This is a genomic window from Quatrionicoccus australiensis (genome assembly GCF_020510425.1).
Lineage (GTDB): Bacteria > Pseudomonadota > Gammaproteobacteria > Burkholderiales > Rhodocyclaceae > Azonexus > Azonexus australiensis_A.
On sequence record NZ_JAHBAH010000001.1, the window covers coordinates 1,150,062 to 1,173,820 of the forward strand.

Genomic DNA, 23,759 nt, shown 5'->3' on the forward strand with positions numbered 1-23,759 from the left:
CATGATCAAGCTCACCACCAACCACGGTGTCATCACCCTCAACCTGGACGCCGAAAAGGCCCCGAAGACGGTTGCCAACTTCATCTCCTACGTTGAAGCCGGCCATTACGACAACACCATCTTCCACCGCGTCATCAAGAACTTCATGATCCAGGGCGGCGGCATGGAGCCGGGCATGAAACAGAAGGAATGCCAGGCCCCGATCGAGAACGAAGCCGCCAACGGCCTGAAGAACAAGCGCGGCACCGTCGCCATGGCACGTACCAACGATCCGCACTCGGCCACCGCCCAGTTCTTCATCAACACCGTCGACAACGATTTCCTCGACTTCAAGGCACCGAGCGGCCAGGGCTGGGGCTACTGCGTTTTCGGCGAAGTCGTCGAAGGCCTGGATGTCGTGGACAAGATCCGCGCCGTCAAGACCGGCAACAAGGGCTTCCATCAGGACGTACCGGCTGAAGACGTGATCATCGAAAAAGCTGAAATCGTTTGATCCTCTTCATTTCCGATCTGCACCTGTCGCCCCGGTCACCCGGGGCGACTTGTTTGTTCCTCCAGTTTCTCGCCGGGCGCGCCCGGCAGGCGACGGAGCTGTACATCCTCGGCGATTTTTTCGAGGCCTGGATCGGCGATGACGACATCGACGATGCCTATAACGCCGAAATCGTCGCCGCCCTGCGCGCCGCCAGCGATGCCGGCCTGAAGATCAGCCTGCTGCACGGCAACCGCGACTTCCTGCTCGGCGACGGTTTTGCCGCCGCCAGCGGCATCAAGCTGATCAGCGATCCCTACATTCTGTCCACGCCGGAATGGCAGTTCGTGCTCTCGCACGGCGATGCGCTTTGCCTCGACGACACGGCCTACATGGCCTTTCGCGAGCAGGCGCGCAATCCGCAATGGCAGGCTGCCCTGCTTGCCAAGCCGCGCGCCGAACGCCGGGCGATTGCCGCGCACATGCGCGAAGTCAGCGAAGCCGGCCAGCGCGGCAAGGAAAACCCCTACACCGACCTGCAGCCCACCGCGACCGACGACTTCCTGCGCCAGCACGGCTACGCCACCTTCATCCACGGCCACACGCACCAGCCGGCCCGGCATGACCACATCGTCGACGGCATCCACGTCGAACGCTGGGTGCTCGCAGACTGGCACGAAGCCTGCGGCGAATGCCTGGTCTGGGATGGCGAAACGCTGCAACGCGAAGTCATCCTGCCGGAAAAACGGGCCTGAAATGGCGTCGACCGCCTGCCGCCAAAATCTGATCTGGAAAGCGCAATGAGCCACGCAGCAGCACTCGACATCCTGCGCGATGTCTTCGGCTATCCCGCCTTCCGCGGTGCCCAGGCCGAGATCATCGACCATATCGGCAACGGCGGCGACGCCCTGGTCCTGATGCCGACCGGCGGTGGCAAGAGCTTGTGCTACCAGATTCCCGCCCTGCTCCGTCCGGGTTGTGCCGTCGTCGTCTCGCCACTGATCGCGCTGATGCAGGACCAGGTCGACGCGCTAATCCAGCTCGGCGTCAAGGCGGCCTGCCTTAATTCGACGCTCGACTGGCGCGAGGCGCAGGCAGTCGAGCAGGCCATCTTCAGCGGCAATCTCGACCTTGTTTACATCGCGCCGGAACGCCTGCTGCTCGACCGCACGCTGGCCATGCTCGACAGCCTGTACGAGGCCGGCAAGCTCGCCCTGTTCGCGATCGACGAGGCGCACTGCGTCTCGCAGTGGGGCCACGATTTCCGGCCGGAATACCTGCAGTTGTCGACACTGCACGAACGCTACCCGAACGTCCCGCGCATTGCGCTGACCGCGACCGCCGACCAGGCGACGCAAAGCGAAATCCTGACCCGTCTCGGCCTCAACGAGGCGCGCGTCTTCCTGTCCAGCTTCGACCGCCCGAATATCCGCTACACCGTGGTCGAGAAGGACACGCCGAAGAAGCAGTTGCAGGCTTTCCTGGCCGGGCGCAAGGGCCAGGCCGGCATTGTCTATTGCCTGTCGCGCAAGAAGGTTGAAGAAACCGCCACCTGGCTGTCCGAACAGGGCTTCCCGGCCCTGCCCTACCACGCCGGCCTGCCCGCCCCGGAGCGCGCCGCCAACCAGCGCCGCTTCCTGCGCGAGGAAGGCCTGATCATGTGCGCGACGATCGCCTTCGGCATGGGCATCGACAAGCCGGACGTGCGCTTCGTCGCCCACCTCGACCTGCCGAAAAGCATCGAGGCCTATTACCAGGAAACCGGCCGTGCCGGCCGCGACGGCGAACCAGCCGAGGCCTGGATGACCTACGGCATGCAGGACGTCGCGCTGCAACACGCGCGCATCGCCGAATCGGGCGCTGGCGAAGGCCAGAAAATCCTCGAATCGCAAAGGTTGACCGCCCTGCTCGCCTATTGTGAAGCACCGCGCTGCCGGCGCCAGGTCCTGCTCAATTATTTCGGCGAGGAACGCCAGCCCTGCGGCAATTGCGACGTCTGCCAGGACCCGCCGGAACTGTGGGACGGCACGCAGGCGGCGCAAAAGGCGCTATCGGCCATCTTCCGTACCGGCATGCGCTTTGGCGTCAGCCACCTGACCGACATCCTGCGCGGCAAGGCGACCGACAAGGTCAAACAGTGGAACCACGACCAGCTGCCGACCTTCGGCGTCGGCGCCGACCTCGACGATCATGCCTGGAAAAGCGTATTCCGCCAGTTGGCTGCCGCCGGCCTGGTGCACGTCGACATGGCCGAGCACGGCGCCCTGCAACTGACCGATGCCGCCCGCCTGGTACTCAAGGGCGGCCAGCGCGTCGAACTGCGCCGGCCGGTCAAGCGCAAGAGCAGCAGTCCGTCGCGCAGCAGCAGTGCGGTCGTGCGCAGCGAACTGGCCCCGGCCGATGAAGCATTGTTCCAGCTATTGCGCGGCTGGCGCGGCGACACCGCCCGCGAGCAGGGCGTGCCGGCCTATGTCATCCTGCACGACAAGACCCTGCGCGAACTGGCCGAAGTGCGTCCGAAAAGCCATGGCATGCTGGCCGGCATCACCGGCATGGGCAGCGCCAAGATCGAGCACTACGGCGAAGAACTGCTCACACTGATCCGCAACGAGGGCTGACATGGAAAACCGCAATCTGCTGACCGCCGGCCTCGCCATCCTCGTCGGCGGCGCCCTGCTCATTTCCGGCATCGCACCTTTCGACCGTCTGACCTGGGTCATGGAGGTCGCGCCGGCGGTGATCGCACTGGTATTGCTCGCCGCGACACGCAAGACCTATCCGCTGACGACACTGCTCTACATCCTGATCGCCGTGCATGCACTGGTCCTGATTGCCGGCGGCACCTGGAGCTATGCCCGCGTGCCGCTCGGCTTCTGGCTGCAGGATCTGCTCGGCACGGCGCGCAATCCCTACGACAAGATCGGCCACCTGTTGCAGGGCTTCGTGCCAGCGTTGGTGGCCCGCGAAATCCTGCTGCGCGGCACCTATGTGCGCGGCCGGCGCATGTGCGCCTTCCTCTGCATCTGCATCGCCATGGCGATCAGCGCCAGTTACGAACTGATCGAATGGGGGGCCGCGCTGTGGCTTGGCCAGGGTGCTGACGAGTTCCTCGGCACCCAGGGCGATCCATGGGACACCCAGTCCGACATGCTGATGGCGCTGATCGGCTCAAGCGCCGCGATGCTGCTGCTCGCCGGCTGGCACGACCGGCAACTGGCGAAATCGCCCGCTGCCTGACGATCGACCGCCCGGCGCGGGCATTTTTCACATACCGAGTGAATTCAGGAAGTCGTCCTGTTCGCTCGCCCCGACACTCTTGGCCGGCGCCGCCTCGGCGGGCTTGGCATTGGCCTGCTCCATCAGCACATCCGGATCGAGCTCTTCGCTCTCGAAGTCGTTGAGCTTGATGAACTCGGTACGGTCGATCGCCAGTTCGAGATAGAAGATGTTGTTGCGACCGGTGAAGAAAGTGACGCGGCGGGCTTCCGGCTTGTCGAGATTGGTGTCGACGCTGAGCATGACCTGCTTGGTCAGGGCGAGCATCTTCGGCTGGTTCTGCGTGATGTGGGTCTGCAGTTCGCGCGCCACTTTGCCGGTAAAGTCGCCGACGATCTGGTTCATCAGTTCGCCCATGACATTGCCGACTTCATCTGAGGTGTGCGAGCTGGCCAGTTCATCCTTGGCCATGCCCATGCTCAGCATGTAGCTCTCGTAGAGTTCCATGGCGGCGGCCGCCGAGAAATTGGTCACCACAAGGCCGGAAAAACCGCCGTCGAACAGCACGAAGCAGCCGATGTCCGGCTTCAGGCAGGTCTTGGTGATGCGCTGGACCATGCCGGAATAGTGGATATTGCTCTGCGTCGCGAAGGACAGGACCTTGGTCACCGAATTGCACAGGCTGCGCAGGATGTCTTCCGTACCGTATACGACCGGGCTTTCTTGTTGGCTCATGATTTTTGCTCTTCTGCTGGAAATGAACAGCTCTCTATATAACACGGGCACGGCCAGGCCGCGCCCGCCACGAAATCACATGCGCAAGGCTTCGGGGTCGGCCCGCATCAGGCGCTTGTTCATCTTGCCGACACTGGTCTTGACCAGGGTCTTGACGAAACTGACCTGGAGCAGCACGCCATAGCGCGAAATGCCCGCCGCCTCGATGGCATGCGCGGCGTAATTGCGCAATGCATGCTCGGTGATCTGGTCGACATGCTCCGGCTTGAGCACGACCAGCGCCAGCGGCCGTTCGCCCCACTTGTCGTCGGGCACGCCGATCACCGCCACTTCATGTACCGCCTCGTGCTTGCCGATGATGTCTTCGAGTTGCAGCGACGAAGTCCATTCGCCACCGGTCTTGATGACGTCCTTGATCCGGTCGGTGACCTTGAGATAGCCGGCCGGATTGATGTTGCCGATATCGGCGGTATGCAGGTAACCGCCGGCCCACAAGGCTTCGGAGGCTTCCGGCGCGCCCAGGTAACCCTGGGTCAGCCAGGGCGTGCGCACGACTACCTCGCCGGTCGTCTTGCCGTCGTGGGCGACGCCCTGCATTTCCGGATCGACGACGCGCAGGTCAACCAGTGGCAATGGCAGCCCAGTCTTGGCGCGCAGCACGGCCTGCTGTTCGAGCGGCAGATCAAGATCGGCGCTCGACAGGTGCGCGATGCTGAGCACCGGGCAGGTTTCCGACATGCCGTAACCGGTGAACAGGTCCATGCCCTTCTTTTGCGCCGCGATCGCCATCGCTTCGGGCAGCGCCGAGCCGCCGATCAGGATCTTCCAGCCGGAGAAATCCTTGTCCCGGGCATGCGGGTGGGTCAGGATCATGTGCAGGATGGTCGGCACGCAATGCGAGAAGGTGACCTTTTCCTCAGTGACCAGGCGACAGATCAGATCCGGCTGGTAGCGGCCGGGATAGACCTGCTTGAGACCGAGCATGGTCGCCAGGTAGGGAAAGCCCCAGGCATGCACATGGAACATCGGCGTGATCGGCATGTACACGTCTTCGCGATGGATGTGCCCCTGGCGGTTGGCGCCGCCCAGCATCGCTGCACAGCCCAGGGTATGCAGCACGAGCTGGCGGTGGCTGAAATAGACGCCCTTCGGGTTGCCGGTCGTGCCCGTCGTGTAGAAGGTTGTCGCCTGCGCGTTTTCATCGAAATCGGGGAAGTCGTAGGCGGTCGACGCTTCGGAAAGTAGCATTTCGTACTCGGCGTCCATCGTCGTCGGCACGGCCGGCATTTCCGCTTCGTCGGTGAAAAAGACGAAACGCTTGACGGTTTCGAGACCGGCCGCGATCTGCGCGACAATCGGGAAGAACTCGCTGTTGACCAGCAGGACATCGGCCTTGGCGTGGTTCAGGGTGTACTGGATCTGTTCCGGGCTGAGGCGGACATTCACCGTCTGCAGGATGGCGCCCATCATCGGCACGGCGAAGAAGCATTCGAGATAGCGATGGCTGTCCCAGTCCATCATCGCCACCGTCTGCCCGGCTTCGACGCCGAGCTTGCCCAGGCCGTTGGCGAGGCGTCCGATCCGCTCGTTGAGCGTGCGGTAGCTGTAGCGCAGCTTGCCCTGGTAGGTGATTTCCTGGTCCGGCGCGATGGCCAGCGGCGTCAGCAACAATTGCTTGATGAGCAACGGGTACTGGTAAGCAGAAGCCGTCGATTGAACGAGTTTTACCGGCATGACTCTCTCCCTGATCTGTCTTTTTATGGCGCGTCTGTGCGCGAACAGGGAGTTTACAACCGGGGCGCCCCTTTGGGGCGCCCTTTATTACTTAACGATGACGGCTGCCGGTGCGGTGCTGTTGCGGTCCACCGGGTTTCTGGGCCGTTTTCTGTCCTTGCGGCCGACCCGGCTGCGGCTTGCGCGCGCCACGCGGCGGCTGCACCGGACGCGGTGCGGCGGTCGCCGACGGCTCGAAGCCTTCGATCACTTCACGCTCCAGCGTGCGTTTGATCAGGCGCTCGATGTCCTTGAGGCTGCCACGCTCGTCGTGACAGACCAGCGAAATCGCCTCGCCTTCCATGCCGGCCCGACCGGTACGGCCGATGCGGTGCACGTAATCTTCAGCGATATTCGGCAACTCGTAATTGATGACGTAGGGCAGCGCATCGATATCGATGCCGCGCGCCGCGATGTCGGTTGCAACCAGCGCCACCAGCTTGCCGTCCTTGAAATCACCAAGGGCGCGGGTACGCGCGCCCTGCGACTTGTCGCCGTGGATCGCCGCCGACTTGATGCCGGCCTTGTCGAGCGTCTTGGAGAGGGCATCGGCACCGTGCTTGGTGCGCGCAAAGACCAGCACCTGGTGCCAGCCACGCGTTGCAAAGAGGTGGCAGAGCAGTTCTTTTTTCTGTTCGCGATTGGTTTCGATGACGCGCTGGGTGACCGTTTCGGCCGCCGTATTGCGCGCGGCGACATCGACCGAAGCCGGATTGTGCAGCAGGCCGCTGGCCAGTTCGCGAATTTCCGGCGAAAAGGTCGCCGAGAACATCAGGTTCTGACGCTGCTTGGGCAGCAGGGCGATGATCTTGCGGATGTCGCGGATGAAACCCATGTCGAGCATGCGGTCGGCTTCGTCGAGAACGAAAATCTCGATGGAGGAGAGGTCGACCGTGCGCTGTTGCACGTGGTCGAGCAGACGGCCCGGCGTTGCGACCAGAATATCGACACCGCGGCGCAGGTTGGCGATCTGCGGATTGATGCCGACGCCGCCGAAGACGGCCAGCGAATTGATCGGCAGATACTTGCCGTAGGTGCGCACGCTTTCCTCGACCTGGATGGCCAGTTCGCGGGTCGGGGTCAGAACCAGGACGCGCGGCGTCTTGGAAACGCGGGTCAGGCGGTCGTTTGGGCCACCGGCCAGACGATGCAGGATGGGCAGCGTGAAGCCGGCCGTCTTGCCGGTGCCGGTCTGTGCCGTGGCCATCAGGTCCTGGCCGGTCATCACGGCGGGAATGGCTTGCTGCTGGATCGGGGTCGGGGTGTCGTAACCCTGTTCGCTGACGGCGCGCAAAAGTTCGGCGCGTAGGCCGAGATCGGTGAAATGCATGGGGGGTTCTCCTGGAACGTAAGCCCGGGGCCTTTCGTGCGGACACGAACCAGTCGAGGCAAGGCGGAAATCGGATTGAAATGACGGGAAATCCGCCTGACGCCGCAAGCCATGACTGATTCCAGCCTGCGACCAAGGCATTTTACCACGCCGGGCGCGAATGCCGCCGGCAAAGAAATCGGGCAGGAATTGCCCGGACCGACACAGCGGCCCGGGCCAAAGGATCAGCCGAGGCCGCGCGCCAGATCGGCTTGCAGGTCTTCGACGGCTTCCAGGCCCACCGCAATGCGCAGCAGCCCGTCGCTGATGCCGGCCGCAGCCCGGGCTTCGGGCGAAATCCGGCCGTGAGTGGTGGAAGCGGGATGGGTAATCGTGGTCTTGGTATCGCCGAGATTGGCGGTGATCGACAGCAGATGGCAGTTGTCGACCACCTGCCAGGCCTGCTCGCGACCGCCCTTCACTTCGAAGGAAACGATTGCGCCGCCGCTCTTCTGCTGGGTTTTCGCCAGTTCATGCTGCGGATGCGACGGCAGCCCGGGATAGAAGACGCGCGCCACCTTGGGATGTGCTTCGAGCCAGGTCGCCAGTTGCAGCGCGTTGGCAGCTTGCGCCTCGACGCGGATCTTCAACGTTTCCAGGCCCTTGAGCAGGACCCAGGCGTTGAACGCCGACAGGGTCGGCCCGGCCGTACGCAGATATTTGAAGACTTCCTCGGTCAGTTTCTTCGCACCGCAGACGGCACCGCCGAGCACGCGGCCCTGACCGTCAAGATACTTGGTCGCCGAATGAACAACCAGATCGGCGCCCATCTCGAGCGGACGCTGCAGGATGGGCGTGCAGAAACAGTTGTCGACAGCGACCAGGATGCCCTTGGCGTGAGCGATAGCGGTCAACGCGCGAATATCGGCAATTTCGGTCAGCGGATTGGAGGGCGTCTCAAGGAAGAAAAGCTTAGTCTCGGGACGAATCGCCGCTTCCCAGGCCGCCGGGTCGGTGTGCGACACGAAGGTGGTCGAGATGCCGGTGCGCGACAGGATGTTGTTGAACAACTGCACGGTGGCACCGAACAGGCTGTTCGACGCGACAATGTGATCGCCCTGCTTGAGATGCGCCAGGCACAAGGCCATGATCGCCGACATGCCGCTCGCCGTGGCGACGCAATCCTCGGCCCCTTCGAGAGCGGCAAGGCGCTCCTCGAACATGGTCACCGTCGGGTTGGAGAAGCGGGCGTAAACATTGCCCTCTTCCTCACCGGAGAATCGTTTGGCCGCCTGTGCCGCGCTCTTGAAAACGAAGCTCGACGTCAGGTACAGGGCTTCGGAATGTTCGCCGAACTGGCTACGCTCCTGGCCGGCACGTACGGCCAGGGTTTCCGGACGGTAGTTCGGCCGATCCTGATCGATCTCGCTCATCAGTCCTGGGCCTCGGATGCCAGTTGCAAAACCAGTTGCTGCGAAGCCTTGCCGTCACCATCCTCGTCGTTCTTGCCCGACTTGTTGCCGCCGCGCTTGCCTTCGACGGCATCGAGGTAATACTCGTCGATGTCGCCGGTGATGTAGCAGCCGTCGAAACAGGAGGCGTCGAACACGGTGAGGTCGGCGCGCAGCTTGGTCACCGAGTTCTTCAGGGCATCGAGATCCTGGTAAACCAGCGCGTCGGCGCCAATTTCCTCGGCGATGCCGGCATCGTCACGCCCGGTGGCGATCAACTCGGCGCGGGTCGGCATGTCGATGCCGTACACATTGGGGTAGCGCACGGGAGGCGCTGCCGAGGCGAAATAAACCTTGGTTGCACCGGCGGCACGCGCCATTTCGACGATTTCACGACTGGTCGTGCCACGCACGATGGAGTCGTCGACGAGCAGGACGCGCTTGCCCTTGAATTCCTGACCGACGGTATTCAGCTTCTGGCGCACCGATTTCTTGCGCATCGCCTGGCCGGGCATGATGAAGGTGCGACCGACATAGCGGTTCTTGACGAAACCTTCACGGAACGGAATGCCCAGTACCTGCGCCAGCTGCATTGCCGACGGACGGCTCGAATCGGGAATCGGAATGACGACATCGATTTCATCGACCGGAATATGCAGCTTGACCTTCTCGGCCAGCGACTCGCCCATCGCCAGACGCGATTCGTAAACCGAAACGCCATCGATCACCGAATCCGGACGGGCGAGATAGACGTATTCGAAAATGCACGGCGCGTAGGTCGGCTGCTGCGCGCACTGGCGGCTGTATAGCTGGTGATCGAGACTGACGAATACGGCTTCGCCGGGTTCGATATCGCGCACCATGTCGAAACCCAGGGTATCGAGGGCAACCGACTCGGAGGCGATCAGGTATTCCATGCCTTCCGGCGTTTCGTTCTGGCCATAGACCAGCGGACGAATGCCGTAGGGATCGCGGAAGGCGAGCAGGCCATAACCGGCAATCAGCGCGACGACAGCATAAGCACCACGGCAACGGCGGTGCACGCCGGCCACGGCCTGGAAAATGCTATCCACGTCGAGTTCATAACCATGCGAAGCCGATTGCAGCTCGTGTGCCAGCACGTTGAGCAGCACTTCGGAATCGGAATTGGTATTGATGTGGCGGCGGTCGAGGCGGAACATCTCGCCCTTCAACTGCTCGGCATTGGTCAGGTTGCCGTTGTGACCGAGCACGATGCCGAACGGTGAATTGACGTAGAAGGGTTGCGACTCGGCAAAGTTGTAGGCCGAACCGGCGGTCGGGTAACGCACATGGCCGATACCCCAGTTGCCCGGCAAGGCACGCATGTTGCGGGTGCGGAACACGTCGCGGACCAGACCCGGCCCCTTGTGCAGATGGAAAGTATTGCCTTCTGCCGTTGCAATCCCAGCCGCATCCTGCCCGCGATGCTGAAGCACCATCAGACCATCATAGAGCAACTGGTTAACCGGTGATGTCGCCATCACGCCAAGAATCCCGCACATAGTTTCTTCCTGCCTAGCTAAATCGAATTCGTTTTGCCAAATCGTCCGGCAGCCAGGGTTTGACTGCCATCACGGCTATTTCCAGAGGCTGCGCCAGCGTTGCTTCCTTCCACCAGGCCTGCTTCGGCGCCGCGGTCATCCCGCCCAGCCCGACCAGCACCATGGTGACCAGCATGCCGCGCACTAGCCCAAATACCATTCCCAACAGGCGGTCCGACACGGACAGCCCCAACGCCTTGACCATGCTGCGTACCGCCATGCGCACCAGCGCCATCGCCAGCAGCACGCCGACAAAGACCAGCACGCAACCGGCCAGCATCCGCATCGACGGATCGGCGATACCGCCGAAAGCCATCTGCCCAACCTGGGCACCGAATTCCATCGCGGCAAACAGACCGACACCCCAGGCGACCAGGGCGAGAATCTCGCCAACCACGCCACGCCACAAACCAAACAGCAGCGACAGGCCGACGATGCCGATCACGACATAGTCAAAAATCGTCATTGCTTGGCCGCGACAACCCCGGAGACACCGATATGCTGCATCTTTTCCAGCGCCTTGGCGGCCGCTTCACGATTCGGGAACGGCCCGGCGCGCAGGCGCGTCTTCTTGCCCTGCGGCGTATCAAGCGGTTCGCTGAAAGTCTTGATGCCCTGCTCGCCCAGCTTGGCTTTCAGGGTTTTGACATTGGCTTCGTTGGAAAATGCCCCGATCAGCACCAGATATTCGCCGGACTTGGCGGCTGGCTTGGTGTCAGCCGGCTGACCAGCCAGGATGGCGGCTGCGCGCTTGGCGTCGTCATTCTTGGCAACAGGCTTTTCCGCCGCCTTTTCTGCTGGCTTCTCGCTCTTTGCTGGTGGTTTTTCCGGGGCTTTTTCCGGCTTGGCGGCAGGCTTTTCTGCCGGCTTTTCAGGCGCCTTGGCCGGCGCCGGCTTGTCCTTGACGACTTCAGGCTGCTTGGTGCTTGGCACAACAGCCGGTGCAACTGCGGGAGCGGCAACCGGCTCGGCGACGGGCTTGACTACCGGCTCGACGGCTTTTTCAGCAGGCTTTTCGCCAGCCTTTTCAACCGGAGCGGCAGCAAACTTGGGCGCGAAGGGCTTTTCGTCCTGGCCCGGGATGCGGATTTCGACATCCTGCACCGCCTGGCGCGGCTCGTGATCCATGACCACGGGCAGCACGACGGCAACCACGGAAACGAAGGCGACCGCGCCCACCAGCCGGCGTCGGGCACGTTTTTTCATTTGCAGCTGAGCGTCGTTATCTTCCATGACCTAGGGCTTTTTACGCAGCACCAGAAGGGCTCCGGCAACCGTGTAGAACGATCCAAAGGCGAGGATTCTATCACTTTCGCCGGCTTGCCCCTTGGCCGCCTGCATTGCCGCCTCCGGCGAAGGGTGGCAAATCACCTCGCCGCCCAGGCCGGCCGCGGCAATCAGGGCGCCTAGCGCTTCGGCCGTCGTACCGCGCGGACCGGTCAACGTCGCGGCATGCCAGAAATCGACCTTGTCCTTGAGCGGCGCCAGCGCACCGGCAATATCCTTGTCGTTGAGCATGCCGACGACCGCGTGCGTATTGGCGAAGAATCCCATCCCCGACAGATTGTCAGCCAGCACCTTGACCGCCTGCGGATTGTGCCCGACATCGAGCACGATGGCCGGCTTGCCGGGCAACACCTGGAAGCGGCCAGCCAGTTCGGTTTCGATCAGGCCGGGCCGGATCGCCTGCATGGTCACCGGCAACTTGTCGCCGAGCGCTTCGAGTGCGGCCAGCACGACACTGGCGTTGAACAGTTGGGTCGGGCCGCGCAAGCCGGGGTAAGCCAGTGCCCGCTTCAGGATGCGCTCGCCGGAACGGCACCACCAGCGCCATTGCAGGCGGTTTTCATTGCTTTCCGCAGGTGGTCGCTCGAAACCGAAATCGCGCCCGATCAGGCGCAAGTCGGCGCCGATGGCCGCTGCGCGATCGAGCAGGCTGTGCGGCGGATTCGGGTCGGCACAAAAAGCCGGCTTGCCGGCGCGATAGATGCCGGCCTTCTCGAAGCCGATGCTTTCCCGGTCATTGCCCAGCCAGTCGGTATGATCGAGCGCCACGGTGGTGACAATGGAAATATCCGGTTCGTAGGCGTTGACCGCATCGAGGCGCCCGCCCAGGCCGACTTCGAGAATCGCCGCCTCGACACCGGCCGCGGCAAAGACTTCCCAGGCGGCCAGCGTACCGAATTCGAAATAGGTCAGCGCGACATCGCCGGCCTGCTGACGCGCCGCTTCAACCCGCGCGAAGGCAGCACACAGCGCGATATCATCAACCGACTGGCCATTCAGGCGAATCCGCTCGTTGTAATCGAGCAGGTGCGGCGAGGTATAACAGCCGACCTTGTAGCCGGCGCGATCGATGATGTTTTCCAGGTAGGCGCAGGTCGAGCCCTTGCCATTGGTGCCACCCACGATAATGACCGGACAATGCTGCGTCTGGCCGAGCGCATCCTTGACCAGGCGAATGCGGTCGAGGCCCAGCACGATGCCGGCCTGCCCCTTGGGATGCAGGCCTTCAAGATGGGCCAGCCAGTCGTTTTTAGTCATTTGTAATCAGTCATTAGTCGCCAGCTGCTTGTCCTTGGCCTGCAGCCAAGGACAAAGAACCAGCGACTCGCAGCCATCAGGCGGCTGCGGGCAGCTTCTGCAACAGGGCCAGGACGCGGGCAACCTGGTCGCGCATTTCGCGGCGGTCGACAATCATGTCGATGGCGCCCTTTTCGAGGATGAACTCGGAACGCTGGAAGCCTTCCGGCAGTTTTTCGCGCACCGTCTGCTCGATGACGCGCGGCCCGGCAAAACCGATCAGCGCCTTCGGTTCGGCAATCACCACATCGCCGACGAAGGCGAAGGAAGCGGAGACGCCGCCCATGGTCGGATCGGTCAGGATGGAGATGAAAGGCAGACCGGCTTGCGACAGCTTGGTCAGCGAAGCGGTCGACTTGGCCATCTGCATCAGCGAGAACAGGCCTTCCTGCATGCGCGCACCGCCGGACGCAGTAATGCAGATGAATGCCGCCTTTTGCTCGATGGCGGCATTGACGCCGCGCACGAAGCGCTCGCCGAGCACGGACCCCATCGAGCCGCCCATGAAGTCGAACTCGAAAGCTGCACCGACCACCGGCATGTTCTTGATGGCGCCCTGCAGGACCACCAGCGAATCGGTCTCGCCGGTCGCCTCATTGGCATCCATCAGACGATCCGGATACTTTTTGGAATCCTTGAATTTCAGGGTGTCGACCGGTACGACTTCGGCACCGATCTCGAAGCGGCCTTCCGGATCGAGCAGCAGATCGAGACGATCGCGCGCGTTGATGCGGTTGTGGTGACCGCACTTCGGGCAAACCTGCAGATTCTTCTCCAGGTCGGTGGCGTAAAGCACCGCCTCGCAGGACGGGCACTTGCTCCACAGGCCTTCCGGCAACGCGCCGCGGCGCTGGGTACCTTGCTCGCGTTTGATTTTCGGGGGCAGCAGTTTGTCTAGCCAACTCATGATTTCACCTCGTCTACACCACGGCGAATGTCTGCCACCAACGCCTTGACGTTGGCGCAGGCAGTTTCTGCCGTCGATTTTTCAATTTCTTCAATGATCCGGCTGCCGACGACAACCGCGTCGGCAATGCCGGCAATGCGGGCCGCCGTCGCTGCGTCACGAATGCCGAAACCGACGCCGACCGGCAGGCCGGTCTTTTCGCGGATCAGCGGCAGGCGTTCAGCCACCGCCTCGACATTCAGGGCGCCGGAACCGGTCACGCCGGCCAGCGACACGTAATAGACATAGCCGGAGGCAATTTCAGCCACCTGTTCGATGCGTTCGACACTCGAGGTCGGCGCCAGCAGGAAGATCGGATCCATGCCATGGGCTTTCATCGCGGCGCCAAAACCGGCCGCCTCTTCCGGCGGGTAATCGACGACCAGCACGCCGTCGACGCCAGCGGTCGACGCCGCCAAAGCGAACTTTTCCAGGCCCATCGCCTCGATCGGATTGGCGTAGCCCATCAGCACGATCGGCGTTTTCGCATCGGTCTGACGAAAGTCGATGACCAGTTGCAGCACCTTGCGCAGCGTCATGCCCTTGGCCAGGGCGCGCTCGGAAGCGCGCTGGATGGTCGGACCGTCGGCCATCGGGTCGGAGAAGGGCACGCCGAGTTCGATGACGTCGGCGCCGGCTTCGACCAGCGTGTGCAGCAGCGGCAGGGTCAGCGCGACATCGGGGTCGCCGGCCGTGATGAAGGGAATCAGTGCCTTGCGGCCTTCGCCATTGAGGCGTTCGAAAGCTTGTTGGATGCGCGACATGATCAGAACTGGATCCCGGATTTTTCGGCCACGGTATGCATGTCCTTGTCACCCCGACCGGAGAGGTTGACCAGCAGAATCTTGTCTTTCGGCAGCGTCGGCGCCAGCTTGGCAGCGTAGGCCAGGGCGTGGCTCGACTCGAGCGCCGGGATGATGCCTTCGAGGCGACACAGGTTGTGGAAGGCGGCGAGCGCTTCGGCATCGTTGATCGGGACATACTCGGCGCGACCGAGATCCTTGAGCCAGGCATGCTCCGGCCCGACGCCGGGGTAATCCAGACCGGCCGAGATCGAATGCGTCTCGATGATCTGGCCATCCTCGTCCTGCAGCAGGTAGGTGCGGTTGCCGTGCAGCACGCCGGGCACGCCGGCGGTCAGAGAAGCCGCGTGACGACCGGTTTCGACGCCGTCACCGGCGGCTTCGACGCCGATCAGGCGGACGTTTTCTTCATTGATGTACGGGTAGAAGATGCCCATCGCGTTGGAACCGCCACCGACCGCGGCAATCACCGCATCCGGCTGGCGCCCGGCCATTTCCGGCATCTGCACCAGGCATTCTTCGCCGATCACCTTCTGGAAGTCGCGCACCAGCATCGGGTAGGGGTGCGGACCGGCGACCGTGCCGATGATGTAGAAGGTGTTGTGGATGTTGGTCACCCAGTCGCGCATCGCTTCGTTGAGCGCATCCTTGAGCGTCTTCGAGCCGGATTCGACCGGCACCACGGTGGCGCCGAGCAGCTTCATGCGATAGACGTTGGCCGCCTGGCGACGCACATCCTCACTGCCCATGTACACCACGCATTCCATGCCGTAGCGGGCAGCGACCGTGGCCGTCGCGACGCCGTGCTGGCCGGCGCCGGTTTCGGCGATGACGCGCGGCTTGCCCATGCGCTTGGCGAGCATGGCCTGGCCGATGCAGTTGTTCACCTTGTGGGCACCGGTGTGATTGAGGTCTTCGCGCTTGAGATAAATCTGCGCGCCACCCAGCAGGTCGGACCAGCGCTTGGCGTGATAGATCGGCGACGGCCGGCCGACGAAGTGCTTGAGTTCGTATTCGTATTCGGCACGGAAGGCCGGATCGGCCTGCGCCGCAGCGTAGGCTGCCTTCAGTTCATCGAGGGCGCCAAACAGCGTTTCGGCAACGAAGACGCCGCCGTAAGGGCCGAAATGGCCGCGCGCGTCGGGAAAATTGTACGGGGTATGGGACATGGCAAGACTCCTGGAAAAATTGGACGAAAAAGGACGAATCGTCCGTCTTCAGGGATGATTTGCCAGGTGATGCCGCCAACAGGTTCGGGTGATGCCACCCGCCGATTCCCGCATATTCCTATCCTTCGCTGACTGCCTGATCGGCCGCGCGCACCGCGGCGACGAAGGCAGCGATTTTCGCGTGATCCTTGATGCCCTTGCCCATTTCCACGCCCGACGAGACGTCGACCGCTGCCGGGCGCACCCGGCGCACGGCATCGCCGACATTCGCAGCGGTCAACCCGCCCGAAAGCAGCAAAAAGCCCGGCAAGCCCGGCGGAATCAGCGTCCAGTCGAAAACATGACCGCCACCGCCATAGCCTTCAACGAAGGCATCGAGCAATAAACCGCGACTCTCGGGAAACGCGCCGGCGAATTCTACCAGATCGAGCCCCGGCCTCACCCGCGCCGCGCGCAGATAGGGGCGGGCGAACTGGCGGCAATAGGCGGGATCCTCGTCGCCGTGGAACTGCAGCAGGTTGATCGGCACCTGACGGCACACCTCCTCCACGCTTTCCGGCGCCTCATTGACGAACAAACCAACCACATCAACGAAGGGCGGAATGCGCCGAACCAGTTCAGCGGCACGCGCCGGCGTCACGTAGCGCGGGCTGGGCGGATAGAAGACGAAACCGATCGCGTCGGCACCGGCCGTCACGGCGGCGTCGACATCCTCTTCGCGGGTCAGGCCGCAGATCTTGATGCGGGTTTTAGTCATTTGAGCATGCCATCGAGAAAATCGTCTTGCGGATCGGGCAATTGCCAGTGCGCCTCGTAGATCGGGCCGCGGAAATACAGCCCATCCGGCGAGAAGGTTGGCGCCGCCGCAGTGCGGTCGCGCGCCTGCAGCAATTCGTCCATCCATTCTGCCGGCTGCGCCCCCTTGCCGATGTAAACCAGGCTACCGACCAGGTTGCGCACCATGTGATGCAGAAAGGCGCTGGCCTCGAAATCGAAGACCAGCAGATTGCCCTGCTGCTGCACATCGGCACGCCACAAGGTCTTGACCGGTGTTTTGGCTTGGCAGCCGGCAGCACGGAAGGCAGAGAAATCGTGCTCGCCGAGCAGTCGACCGGCCGCCGCCTGCATCGCCGCCAGATCGAGCGGCAGATGGAACCAGCCGACCCGCCCCTGCCACAGGCCGGGGCGCTGCGGCCGATTCATCAGCAAATAGCGGTAACGCCGGCCGCGCGCACTGAAACGGGCATGGAATTCGGCGTCGACCGACTGCGCCCAGCGCACCGCCACACCGGCCGGCAGATGTGAATTGACGCCGCGCACCCAGGCGCTCAGCGGCCGCTCGACCGGCGCATCGAAATGCACGACCTGGTGCGTCGCATGCACGCCGGCATCGGTCCGCCCGGCGCAGATGACGCCGACCGGCTGCCCGGCAATCGCCGCCAGCGCAGCCTCCAGCGCATCCTGCACGGTATTGCCGGAGGGCTGGCTCTGCCAGCCGTGGAAATGTGTACCGCAATACTCGATGGCGAGGGCGATTCTCATGACAGGATTGCCCCCAGCAACAAGCCGGCACTGGCGAGGACCAGCAGCGTATCGCGCGCCACCCAGAGCGGCAGGCTCAGATGCAGCACGGCGGGGCCGCCGGCGAAATCGGGGTCGCCAGCCAGCATTTTCTTCCAGGCGCCCTTCTCCGGCCTGACCTGCAGATTTTCCAGAACCAGCGACAGGCGTACGACAAGGCGCGCCGTATCGAAACCGAAGCATTGCAAGGGCCGCAACAGTCCCCACAAGGCGCTGACCAGGCCGTCCCGCCCGAGATGCTCGAACAGCCAGGCCAGACAGCCGAGCATGGCAACCAGGCGCGTCGCCTGCAGGGAGGCTTCGGCCATGCCTTCGTAAGTCGGCGCCCAAGGCAGATCGGCGAGCGCCTCGCCGGGCGTGTTGTAGGCGAGGATCAGCCACAGGCTGAGCAACAGCCAGCGGCCGCGCCGGATGTAGGCGAACCAGGAACGCCACAGGGTCGGGCGAGCCAGCATCAGGCCGAGCACGAGCAAGGCGAGCCCGGCATAGGCGAGAAACTGGGTGGCCAGCACGGCCGCCAGCCAGGCAATCAGGGCAGTAGTCGGATGCAAGTCGGGCTCCAAAATGCACATGGCCCCTTGCGGGGCCATGTGCCGATCACAAGCCGTGATTTTACTCGCCTATGCGGCCGAGAATCGCACGTGCCTGCTCAACGAGATCAGCAGAACCTTCGCCGACCACTTCCTGGAGCAATTCGCGCGCGCCTTCGAGATCGCCCATTTCCTCGTAGGCCTTGGCCAGATCGAGCTTGGTATTGACCTGCTCCCAATGACTGTCCTTGGCAACATCTTCCTCGGCCTCGAGCTCGGCTGCCGGCGCGGCGGCTTCAAGCGGTGCCGGCGACGGTTCGGCCGACAGATCGAGATCGATCGAGCCAATGTCGAACTCCGGCGGAATCATCGGCTGACCAAGGAATACCGAATCCGTCAGCTTGACGTCGAATTCCAGCGAATCGGCATCCGAACCCACCGTGGTTGCGGTCAATTCCGGATTATCGATTTCGATCCGGGCCGGACTTTGCGCAAACTCCTGCGCTGCAGCAGCCAGCTCCTCGTCGATCATCGGATTGACGATGGTCTGCGTCGCCGACGAACCGATGTCGAAAGCGAAATCCGCCATCGGCGGCTCGACCGGTTCCGGTTCTGGAGGTTCAGTCATGAATGCAGCCGGCGAACCGTCAACACCGACAAAGGTCGATACTGCGGCATCCTCGTCCATCCCGGACGGCATCACCATCGTGCCTTCCGGTGAAAAGTCGGGACTGGCATCAGCCACTTCCTGCGCATCGATTTCTTCGGTAGCCGGCTCTGCGCCGAGATCAAAACCGAAATTGGCATCCTCGGCCAGCATCGGCTCGTTAGCAACGACAGGCTCAGCTGCCGCGGCTGTTTCGGCCGCCGCAGCGGCATCTGCCCCAAGATCAAAATCGAGAGCATTCGGCTCGCCGGTCACGACGGTATCGACATACGGCTCTTCGAAAACCGGCGCTTCCGCCACAACCGGCACCTCCTCCGGAGTTGCTGCACCAACCGTTTCAACCACCGGCAAACCGATGTCGAAATCAAGGCTCATTTCATCGTCGACCGTATCCGGCTGAGCCTCTTCCGCGACAACCTCGGCCTGCGGCTCGACAACCGGAACGGAGAGAACCAGCGCATCCGGCACAGGCTCATCGGCCGGCTCGTCAAGCGCCATTACAGCAGGCAATTCGAGCTCGGGCGGCACATCGCGGGCCAGTGCTTCCGGCGTCACGATCATCGTTGCATCCGCATCAAAAGCAGACGGCTCAGCGGCATGCCCACCCGAATAAAGCGGATTGGCCGGATCGAGGCTGGCGCCCAACTCGGAAACCTTTTCCCACTCCGGACCAACACCGCCGGTCTGGGCATAGAGCTCGCTCGCCAACGTTTCGAACTGTTTCAGGCTCTTGCGATTGGCGTAGATTTCGAGCAGCTTGGCGTGAATTGCCGTGCGCTGCGGATCCTTCTGCAAGGCCTCGAGCAGGATTTCCTCAGCTTGGGTATCGCGCCCATAGGCCATGTACACATCGGCCTCGGCCACCGGATCAACCTCATCGGTATCGATGCTACCCGGCCCGGTCTGGCTGAAATCGCCGGTCTGCGGCGCGGTGTTACCGGTGTCAATACTCTGCCCGCCGGTCATCCGGAACACCGAATTCGGGCCCAGGCTGGACGGCGAAGGGGCCGTCGTGGTTTCCGGCGAGACAACCGGCTGACGCCGGCGCTTGGCCAGGAAGTAGGCAGCCAGCAGGGCCAGGATACCGCCGCCACCAACCAGAGTCAGCGGGTTTTCAGCCAGTGCATCGATAAAGCCCGGCTCTTCCGGCTCGGGTTCCGGCGCAACAACCGGCTTGGGCTCCGGCGGCTTGGGGGCTTCGACCGGCTTTTCGGCAACCGGCTTCGGTGCTTCTTCCGGCTTGGCCTCTTCCGCAGGCTTGACTACCTCGACCGGCTTGACCTCTTCCTTGACCGGCTCGACCGGCTTGGCAACCTCGACCGGCTTGGGCGGCTCAACTGCCTTGACCGGCTCCGCCGGCTTGGCCTCTTCCTTCTTGCTGCCCGCCTGCTGCAACTCGGCCAGCTTCTGGGTCTTCAACTCGAGCAGCTTTTGCAGCTCGCCAACATTCTTTTCCAGCGAAGCCAGACGACCCTGTGCTTCCTGCAGGGCCTTGTCCTTGGCAATCAGATCAGCCTCGCTGGCAGCAGCCTTGCCGTTTGCCGCGCCCTTGGCGGGCAGCTCGGTACGCGAAACCTTGACCTGATCCTTGCTTTGCTCGGCAGGCGTGGCCTTGTCTTCAACCTTGGCGGTAATCTTGCCCGTTACCCCCTGCTGACTGGCGGACTCTTCACGCGCCGGCGCCTTGGCCGTCGCTGCAGCCAGTTTCTGGCGATAGGCATTCCAGTCGGTCGACTGGGTCACATAGACCTTTTTCGCTTCGGCATCCGAAACCGCTTCGACCGCGCTCTTTTCCGGGATCCCGAGAATGGCACCAGCCTTCAGACGATTGATGTTCTTGCCGATGAATGCATCCGGATTATTCTGGAACAGACCAACCAGCATTTGCTCAAGCGACACGCCCTCGTATTTGGTTTCGGACGCGATCTTGCGCAAGGTATCGCCCGACTGGACGACGCGCGAATCCGCAGGCTCCGCCTTGCGTGATTCGGCCACCGGTTTGGCTGCAGGCGCTTGCCGCACCTGCGGCTGCGCCTTGACCGGAGTCGGCGCACGATTCAGGGCCGCATTGCCCCCCGGAATGGTTTCGATCACTTTGGCCTCGGCCACGGAAACCGGGCCAACCGCGCCCTTGGCGAGCATCTCGGGAGGGTCGAGCAGGAAGGTGTATTCGCGGACCAGACGTCCGGCGGGCCAGTTCAGCTCAACCAGCATATCGAGAAAAGGTTCGTTGACCGGCCGCAACGAGGAGACCTTGATGACGGGCTGACCATTGCCGCGTTTCTCGACGACAAAGCGCAGATCACGCAAAGCCTGGGGGTAATCGACACCCGCCTGGGAAAAGGATTCCGGCGACGCCAGTCGCGCCGTCATGCCAGCCAGCTCATCGCGATTTGCGGCGATTTCGAGCTCCGCTCGCAGAGGCTGACCCAGCCCGGAAAAAACGGTAAGTTTTCCGAGGCCTGCCGCTTCGGCAAACCAGGGAGCAACGGACAAACATGAGGCGACAGCAAGTACCACCGCACGTTTCTTGAATTTGGAGCAGCTAGTTTCGGTCACGGCGAAACCCTGAGCATCGAATTTGGGAGTTTCAAATTAACATCATGGACTTAGCAATGCAAGCTAAACCTGCTTCTCAGAACATGACCTTAGACATAATTCCAACATGTTAAAAACGGGGCCGCAGCCCCGTTTTGCATGTCATAACAAGATCAGGCGTCGAGCAGGATGCGCAGCATGCGGCGCAGCGGCTCGGCAGCCCCCCACAGCAGCTGGTCGCCGCAGGTGAAGGCAGCCAGGTATTCCGGACCCATCGCCATCTTGTGCAGGCGACCAACCGGCACGGTCAGCGTACCGGTGACGGCAGCCGGCGTCAGTTCACGTTCGGAAATCTCGCGATCGTTGGGCACAACCTTGGCCCATGGATTGGCCTTGGCGAGCATGTCGCTGATCTCGTCGAGCGGCACATCCTTCTTGAGCTTGATGGTCAGCGCCTGGCTGTGGCAACGCATCGCACCGATGCGCACGCACAGACCATCGATAGGGATCGAACCCGCCGTGCGGAAAGCCGGCTTGCCGAGGATCTTGTTGCATTCGGCACCGCCCTTCCATTCCTCCTTGGACTGACCGTTTTCGTAGGGCACGTCGATCCACGGAATCAGCGAACCGGCAAGCGGCGTATTGCGGAAGTTCTTCTTCGGGAAGGCATCGGAACGAATGGTTTCGGCGACCTTGCGATCGATGTCGAGAATGGCGGAAGCCGGATCGGCCAGCAGGTCGGCAACCGACGAATGGATCGCACCCATCTGGGAAATCAGCTCGCGCATGTTCTGCGCACCGGCGCCGGAGGCGGCCTGATAGGTCATGGACGTCGCCCATTCGATCAGGTCGTTCTGGAACAGGCCACCGAGGCCCATCAGCATCAGCGAAACCGTGCAGTTGCCGCCGATCCAGTTGTTGCCGCCCTTGGCCAGCGCATCCTTGATGACGTGCATGTTGACCGGGTCGAGCACGATCACTGCGTCGTCAGCCATGCGCAGCGACGAGGCCGCATCGATCCAGTGGCCGTTCCAGCCGGCAGCACGCAACTTGGGAAAGACTTCCTTGGTGTAGTCCCCACCCTGGCAGGTGATGATGATTTCGCAGACCTTCAGGGCCTCGATATCGGAGGCATTCTGCAGGGGCAGCGAGGCCTCCTTGCCGCCGAATACCGGCGCCTTGCCGCCAGCGGCAGACGTCGAGAAATACACCGGATCGATATGGGCGAAATCGCCCTCTTCAACCATGCGCTGCATCAGCACGGAACCAACCATGCCACGCCAACCGACCAGACCAACCTTCTTCATGTCATCACTCTCCGAGTCAAACCTGTTTAACGCGCCGAGGCGCTTTTGGTATTACACCAGCGCCGCAAGAACCGCGTCGCCCATTTCCCTGGTGCCGACCTTGTTGGTACCGCGCTCATAGATGTCGCCGGTACGGAAGCCCTGGGCGAGCACCTTCTTGACTGCATTCTCGACACGAACGGCCTGCTCTTCGAGACCGAAGGTGTAGCGCAACATCATCGCGACCGACAGGATGGTCGCCAGCGGATTGGCGACGCCCTTGCCGGCGATGTCCGGCGCCGAACCGTGCGACGGCTCGTACAAACCCTTGTTCTTGTCGTCGAGCGAAGCGGACGGCAGCATGCCGATCGAGCCGGTCAGCATCGAGGCTTCGTCGGACAGGATGTCGCCGAACATGTTGCCGGTGACCATCACGTCGAACTGCTTCGGCGCCTTGACCAGTTGCATCGCGGCATTGTCGACCAGCATGTGGCTGAGTTCGACGTCCGGATACTCCTTGCTGATTTCGATCATCACGTCGCGCCAGAGTTGCGTGCATTCGAGCACGTTCATCTTGTCGACCGAACAGAGCTTGCGGTTGCGCTTCTGTGCAGACTGGAAGGCGACATGACCGATGCGGCGGATTTCCGACTCGCTGTAGACCATGGTATTGAAACCGACGCGCTCGCCGTTTTCCTCGCGGATGCCGCGCGGCTGGCCGAAATAGATGTCACCGGTCAACTCGCGCACGATCAGGATATCCAGACCGGCCACGACTTCCGGCTTGAGCGTCGAGGCATTGGCCAGTTCCGGGTAAAGGATAGCCGGACGCAGGTTGGCGAACAGGTTCAGATCCTTGCGAATACCGAGCAGGCCGCGCTCCGGACGCTTTTCGCGCGGCAGCGTATCCCACTGCGGGCCGCCGACCGCGCCGAGCAGCACGGCATCGGCTTCACGCGCCAGCTTCTGGGTGGCTTCCGGATAGGGGTTACCAGTCGCGTCGACCGCGCCCCCGCCCAGCAGGGCTTCTTCCATCTCGAACTTGAGATCGAGGGAGTTCAGAACACGCACGGCCTCGGCCGTAATTTCGGGACCAATGCCGTCACCCGGCAGAACACAGATCTTCATCGCTTTTCCT

21 protein-coding genes are annotated in these 23,759 nt (G+C 62.7%); 4 read left to right on the plus strand and 17 right to left on the minus strand.

Annotated features, from left to right (window positions below):
* Window position 1 precedes the first annotated feature (1 nt).
* From KIG99_RS05615 to KIG99_RS05630, 4 genes are read left to right on the plus strand one after another with little or no spacing between them, the layout of a single operon-like run.
* Window positions 2–493 (plus strand): peptidylprolyl isomerase, encoded by a 492-nt coding sequence (locus KIG99_RS05615; RefSeq protein WP_226459248.1) that lies wholly within the window; start codon window positions 2–4, stop codon window positions 491–493.
* 53 nt (window positions 494–546) lie between these two features.
* Window positions 547–1,227 carry a UDP-2,3-diacylglucosamine diphosphatase gene (locus tag KIG99_RS05620; protein ID WP_404817871.1) on the plus strand — a complete coding sequence of 227 codons (681 nt, stop codon included), beginning with the start codon at window positions 547–549 and terminating at the stop codon, window positions 1,225–1,227.
* Between the two features lie 45 nt (window positions 1,228–1,272).
* The gene (gene recQ / locus KIG99_RS05625) at window positions 1,273–3,090 is read left to right on the plus strand and encodes a DNA helicase RecQ (RefSeq protein WP_226459250.1); all 1,818 of its coding nucleotides are present in this window, start codon (window positions 1,273–1,275) and stop codon (window positions 3,088–3,090) included.
* Window position 3,091: 1 nt separating this feature from the next.
* Window positions 3,092–3,709: a DUF2238 domain-containing protein gene (locus KIG99_RS05630; RefSeq protein WP_226459251.1), complete on the plus strand. Its 618-nt coding sequence runs from the start codon at window positions 3,092–3,094 to the stop codon at window positions 3,707–3,709.
* A 27-nt stretch (window positions 3,710–3,736) separates the two neighbouring features.
* Here the strand turns inward: KIG99_RS05630 and KIG99_RS05635 are convergent, their stop codons facing one another.
* The 17 genes from KIG99_RS05635 to leuB all read right to left on the minus strand — a co-directional run bounded on the left by KIG99_RS05635 (window position 3,737) and on the right by leuB (window position 23,749).
* Window positions 3,737–4,423 carry a DUF3334 family protein gene (locus KIG99_RS05635; protein WP_226459252.1) on the minus strand — a complete coding sequence of 229 codons (687 nt, stop codon included), beginning with the start codon at window positions 4,421–4,423 and terminating at the stop codon, window positions 3,737–3,739.
* A 75-nt stretch (window positions 4,424–4,498) separates the two neighbouring features.
* On the minus strand, window positions 4,499–6,157 hold the full coding sequence (locus tag KIG99_RS05640) for a fatty acid--CoA ligase (protein WP_226459253.1): 1,659 nt from the start codon (window positions 6,155–6,157) through the stop codon (window positions 4,499–4,501).
* Between the two features lie 91 nt (window positions 6,158–6,248).
* Entirely contained in the window at window positions 6,249–7,526 is a 1,278-nt protein-coding gene (locus KIG99_RS05645; RefSeq protein WP_226459254.1) for a DEAD/DEAH box helicase, read from the minus strand.
* Between the two features lie 224 nt (window positions 7,527–7,750).
* A complete protein-coding gene (locus KIG99_RS05650) occupies window positions 7,751–8,938 on the minus strand; it encodes an O-succinylhomoserine sulfhydrylase (protein ID WP_226459255.1) in 1,188 nt (395 codons plus the stop codon).
* Entirely contained in the window at window positions 8,938–10,479 is a 1,542-nt protein-coding gene (gene purF / locus KIG99_RS05655; protein ID WP_226441022.1) for an amidophosphoribosyltransferase, read from the minus strand. The genes KIG99_RS05650 and purF overlap by 1 nt, the downstream gene beginning before the upstream one ends.
* Before the next feature lie 13 nt (window positions 10,480–10,492).
* Complete coding sequence (locus KIG99_RS05660) at window positions 10,493–10,984, minus strand: CvpA family protein (protein WP_226459256.1); 492 nt, start codon at window positions 10,982–10,984, stop codon at window positions 10,493–10,495.
* Entirely contained in the window at window positions 10,981–11,724 is a 744-nt protein-coding gene (locus tag KIG99_RS05665; RefSeq protein ID WP_226459257.1) for an SPOR domain-containing protein, read from the minus strand. The genes KIG99_RS05660 and KIG99_RS05665 overlap by 4 nt, the downstream gene beginning before the upstream one ends.
* Before the next feature lie 30 nt (window positions 11,725–11,754).
* On the minus strand, window positions 11,755–13,062 hold the full coding sequence (gene folC, locus KIG99_RS05670; protein WP_226459258.1) for a bifunctional tetrahydrofolate synthase/dihydrofolate synthase: 1,308 nt from the start codon (window positions 13,060–13,062) through the stop codon (window positions 11,755–11,757).
* A 76-nt stretch (window positions 13,063–13,138) separates the two neighbouring features.
* Window positions 13,139–14,008, minus strand: a complete 870-nt coding sequence (accD, locus tag KIG99_RS05675) for an acetyl-CoA carboxylase, carboxyltransferase subunit beta (RefSeq protein ID WP_226459259.1) — start codon at window positions 14,006–14,008, stop codon at window positions 13,139–13,141.
* On the minus strand, window positions 14,005–14,811 hold the full coding sequence (gene trpA, locus KIG99_RS05680) for a tryptophan synthase subunit alpha (protein ID WP_226459260.1): 807 nt from the start codon (window positions 14,809–14,811) through the stop codon (window positions 14,005–14,007). Before trpA ends, accD begins: the two co-directional genes overlap by 4 nt.
* A gap of 2 nt (window positions 14,812–14,813) precedes the next feature.
* Window positions 14,814–16,019: a tryptophan synthase subunit beta gene (trpB, locus tag KIG99_RS05685; protein WP_226459261.1), complete on the minus strand. Its 1,206-nt coding sequence runs from the start codon at window positions 16,017–16,019 to the stop codon at window positions 14,814–14,816.
* A 118-nt stretch (window positions 16,020–16,137) separates the two neighbouring features.
* Window positions 16,138–16,776, minus strand: coding sequence for a phosphoribosylanthranilate isomerase (locus tag KIG99_RS05690; protein ID WP_226459262.1), 639 nt, complete (start codon window positions 16,774–16,776; stop codon window positions 16,138–16,140).
* A complete protein-coding gene (truA, locus tag KIG99_RS05695) occupies window positions 16,773–17,561 on the minus strand; it encodes a tRNA pseudouridine(38-40) synthase TruA (protein WP_226459263.1) in 789 nt (262 codons plus the stop codon). The genes KIG99_RS05690 and truA overlap by 4 nt, the downstream gene beginning before the upstream one ends.
* The gene (locus tag KIG99_RS05700) at window positions 17,558–18,151 is read right to left on the minus strand and encodes a hypothetical protein (RefSeq protein ID WP_226459264.1); all 594 of its coding nucleotides are present in this window, start codon (window positions 18,149–18,151) and stop codon (window positions 17,558–17,560) included. Before KIG99_RS05700 ends, truA begins: the two co-directional genes overlap by 4 nt.
* Before the next feature lie 61 nt (window positions 18,152–18,212).
* Complete coding sequence (locus KIG99_RS05705; protein WP_455431252.1) at window positions 18,213–21,356, minus strand: FimV/HubP family polar landmark protein; 3,144 nt, start codon at window positions 21,354–21,356, stop codon at window positions 18,213–18,215.
* 152 nt (window positions 21,357–21,508) lie between these two features.
* Window positions 21,509–22,642, minus strand: a complete 1,134-nt coding sequence (gene asd, locus KIG99_RS05710) for an aspartate-semialdehyde dehydrogenase (protein WP_226459266.1) — start codon at window positions 22,640–22,642, stop codon at window positions 21,509–21,511.
* Window positions 22,643–22,693: 51 nt separating this feature from the next.
* Window positions 22,694–23,749, minus strand: coding sequence for a 3-isopropylmalate dehydrogenase (gene leuB, locus KIG99_RS05715; RefSeq protein WP_226459267.1), 1,056 nt, complete (start codon window positions 23,747–23,749; stop codon window positions 22,694–22,696).
* Window positions 23,750–23,759 lie beyond the last annotated feature (10 nt).

Coding starts and splice junctions, on each gene's coding strand:
- KIG99_RS05615 (WP_226459248.1), top strand. CDS start 2: ATGATCAAGCTCACCACCAACCACGGTGTCATCACCCTCAACCTGGAC.
- recQ (WP_226459250.1), top strand. CDS start 1,273: ATGAGCCACGCAGCAGCACTCGACATCCTGCGCGATGTCTTCGGCTAT.
- KIG99_RS05630 (WP_226459251.1), top strand. CDS start 3,092: ATGGAAAACCGCAATCTGCTGACCGCCGGCCTCGCCATCCTCGTCGGC.
- KIG99_RS05635 (WP_226459252.1), bottom strand. CDS start 4,423: ATGAGCCAACAAGAAAGCCCGGTCGTATACGGTACGGAAGACATCCTG.
- KIG99_RS05640 (WP_226459253.1), bottom strand. CDS start 6,157: ATGCCGGTAAAACTCGTTCAATCGACGGCTTCTGCTTACCAGTACCCG.
- KIG99_RS05645 (WP_226459254.1), bottom strand. CDS start 7,526: ATGCATTTCACCGATCTCGGCCTACGCGCCGAACTTTTGCGCGCCGTC.
- KIG99_RS05650 (WP_226459255.1), bottom strand. CDS start 8,938: ATGAGCGAGATCGATCAGGATCGGCCGAACTACCGTCCGGAAACCCTG.
- purF (WP_226441022.1), bottom strand. CDS start 10,479: ATGTGCGGGATTCTTGGCGTGATGGCGACATCACCGGTTAACCAGTTG.
- KIG99_RS05660 (WP_226459256.1), bottom strand. CDS start 10,984: ATGACGATTTTTGACTATGTCGTGATCGGCATCGTCGGCCTGTCGCTG.
- KIG99_RS05665 (WP_226459257.1), bottom strand. CDS start 11,724: ATGAAAAAACGTGCCCGACGCCGGCTGGTGGGCGCGGTCGCCTTCGTT.
- folC (WP_226459258.1), bottom strand. CDS start 13,062: ATGACTAAAAACGACTGGCTGGCCCATCTTGAAGGCCTGCATCCCAAG.
- accD (WP_226459259.1), bottom strand. CDS start 14,008: ATGAGTTGGCTAGACAAACTGCTGCCCCCGAAAATCAAACGCGAGCAA.
- trpA (WP_226459260.1), bottom strand. CDS start 14,811: ATGTCGCGCATCCAACAAGCTTTCGAACGCCTCAATGGCGAAGGCCGC.
- trpB (WP_226459261.1), bottom strand. CDS start 16,019: ATGTCCCATACCCCGTACAATTTTCCCGACGCGCGCGGCCATTTCGGC.
- KIG99_RS05690 (WP_226459262.1), bottom strand. CDS start 16,776: ATGACTAAAACCCGCATCAAGATCTGCGGCCTGACCCGCGAAGAGGAT.
- truA (WP_226459263.1), bottom strand. CDS start 17,561: ATGAGAATCGCCCTCGCCATCGAGTATTGCGGTACACATTTCCACGGC.
- asd (WP_226459266.1), bottom strand. CDS start 22,642: ATGAAGAAGGTTGGTCTGGTCGGTTGGCGTGGCATGGTTGGTTCCGTG.
- leuB (WP_226459267.1), bottom strand. CDS start 23,749: ATGAAGATCTGTGTTCTGCCGGGTGACGGCATTGGTCCCGAAATTACG.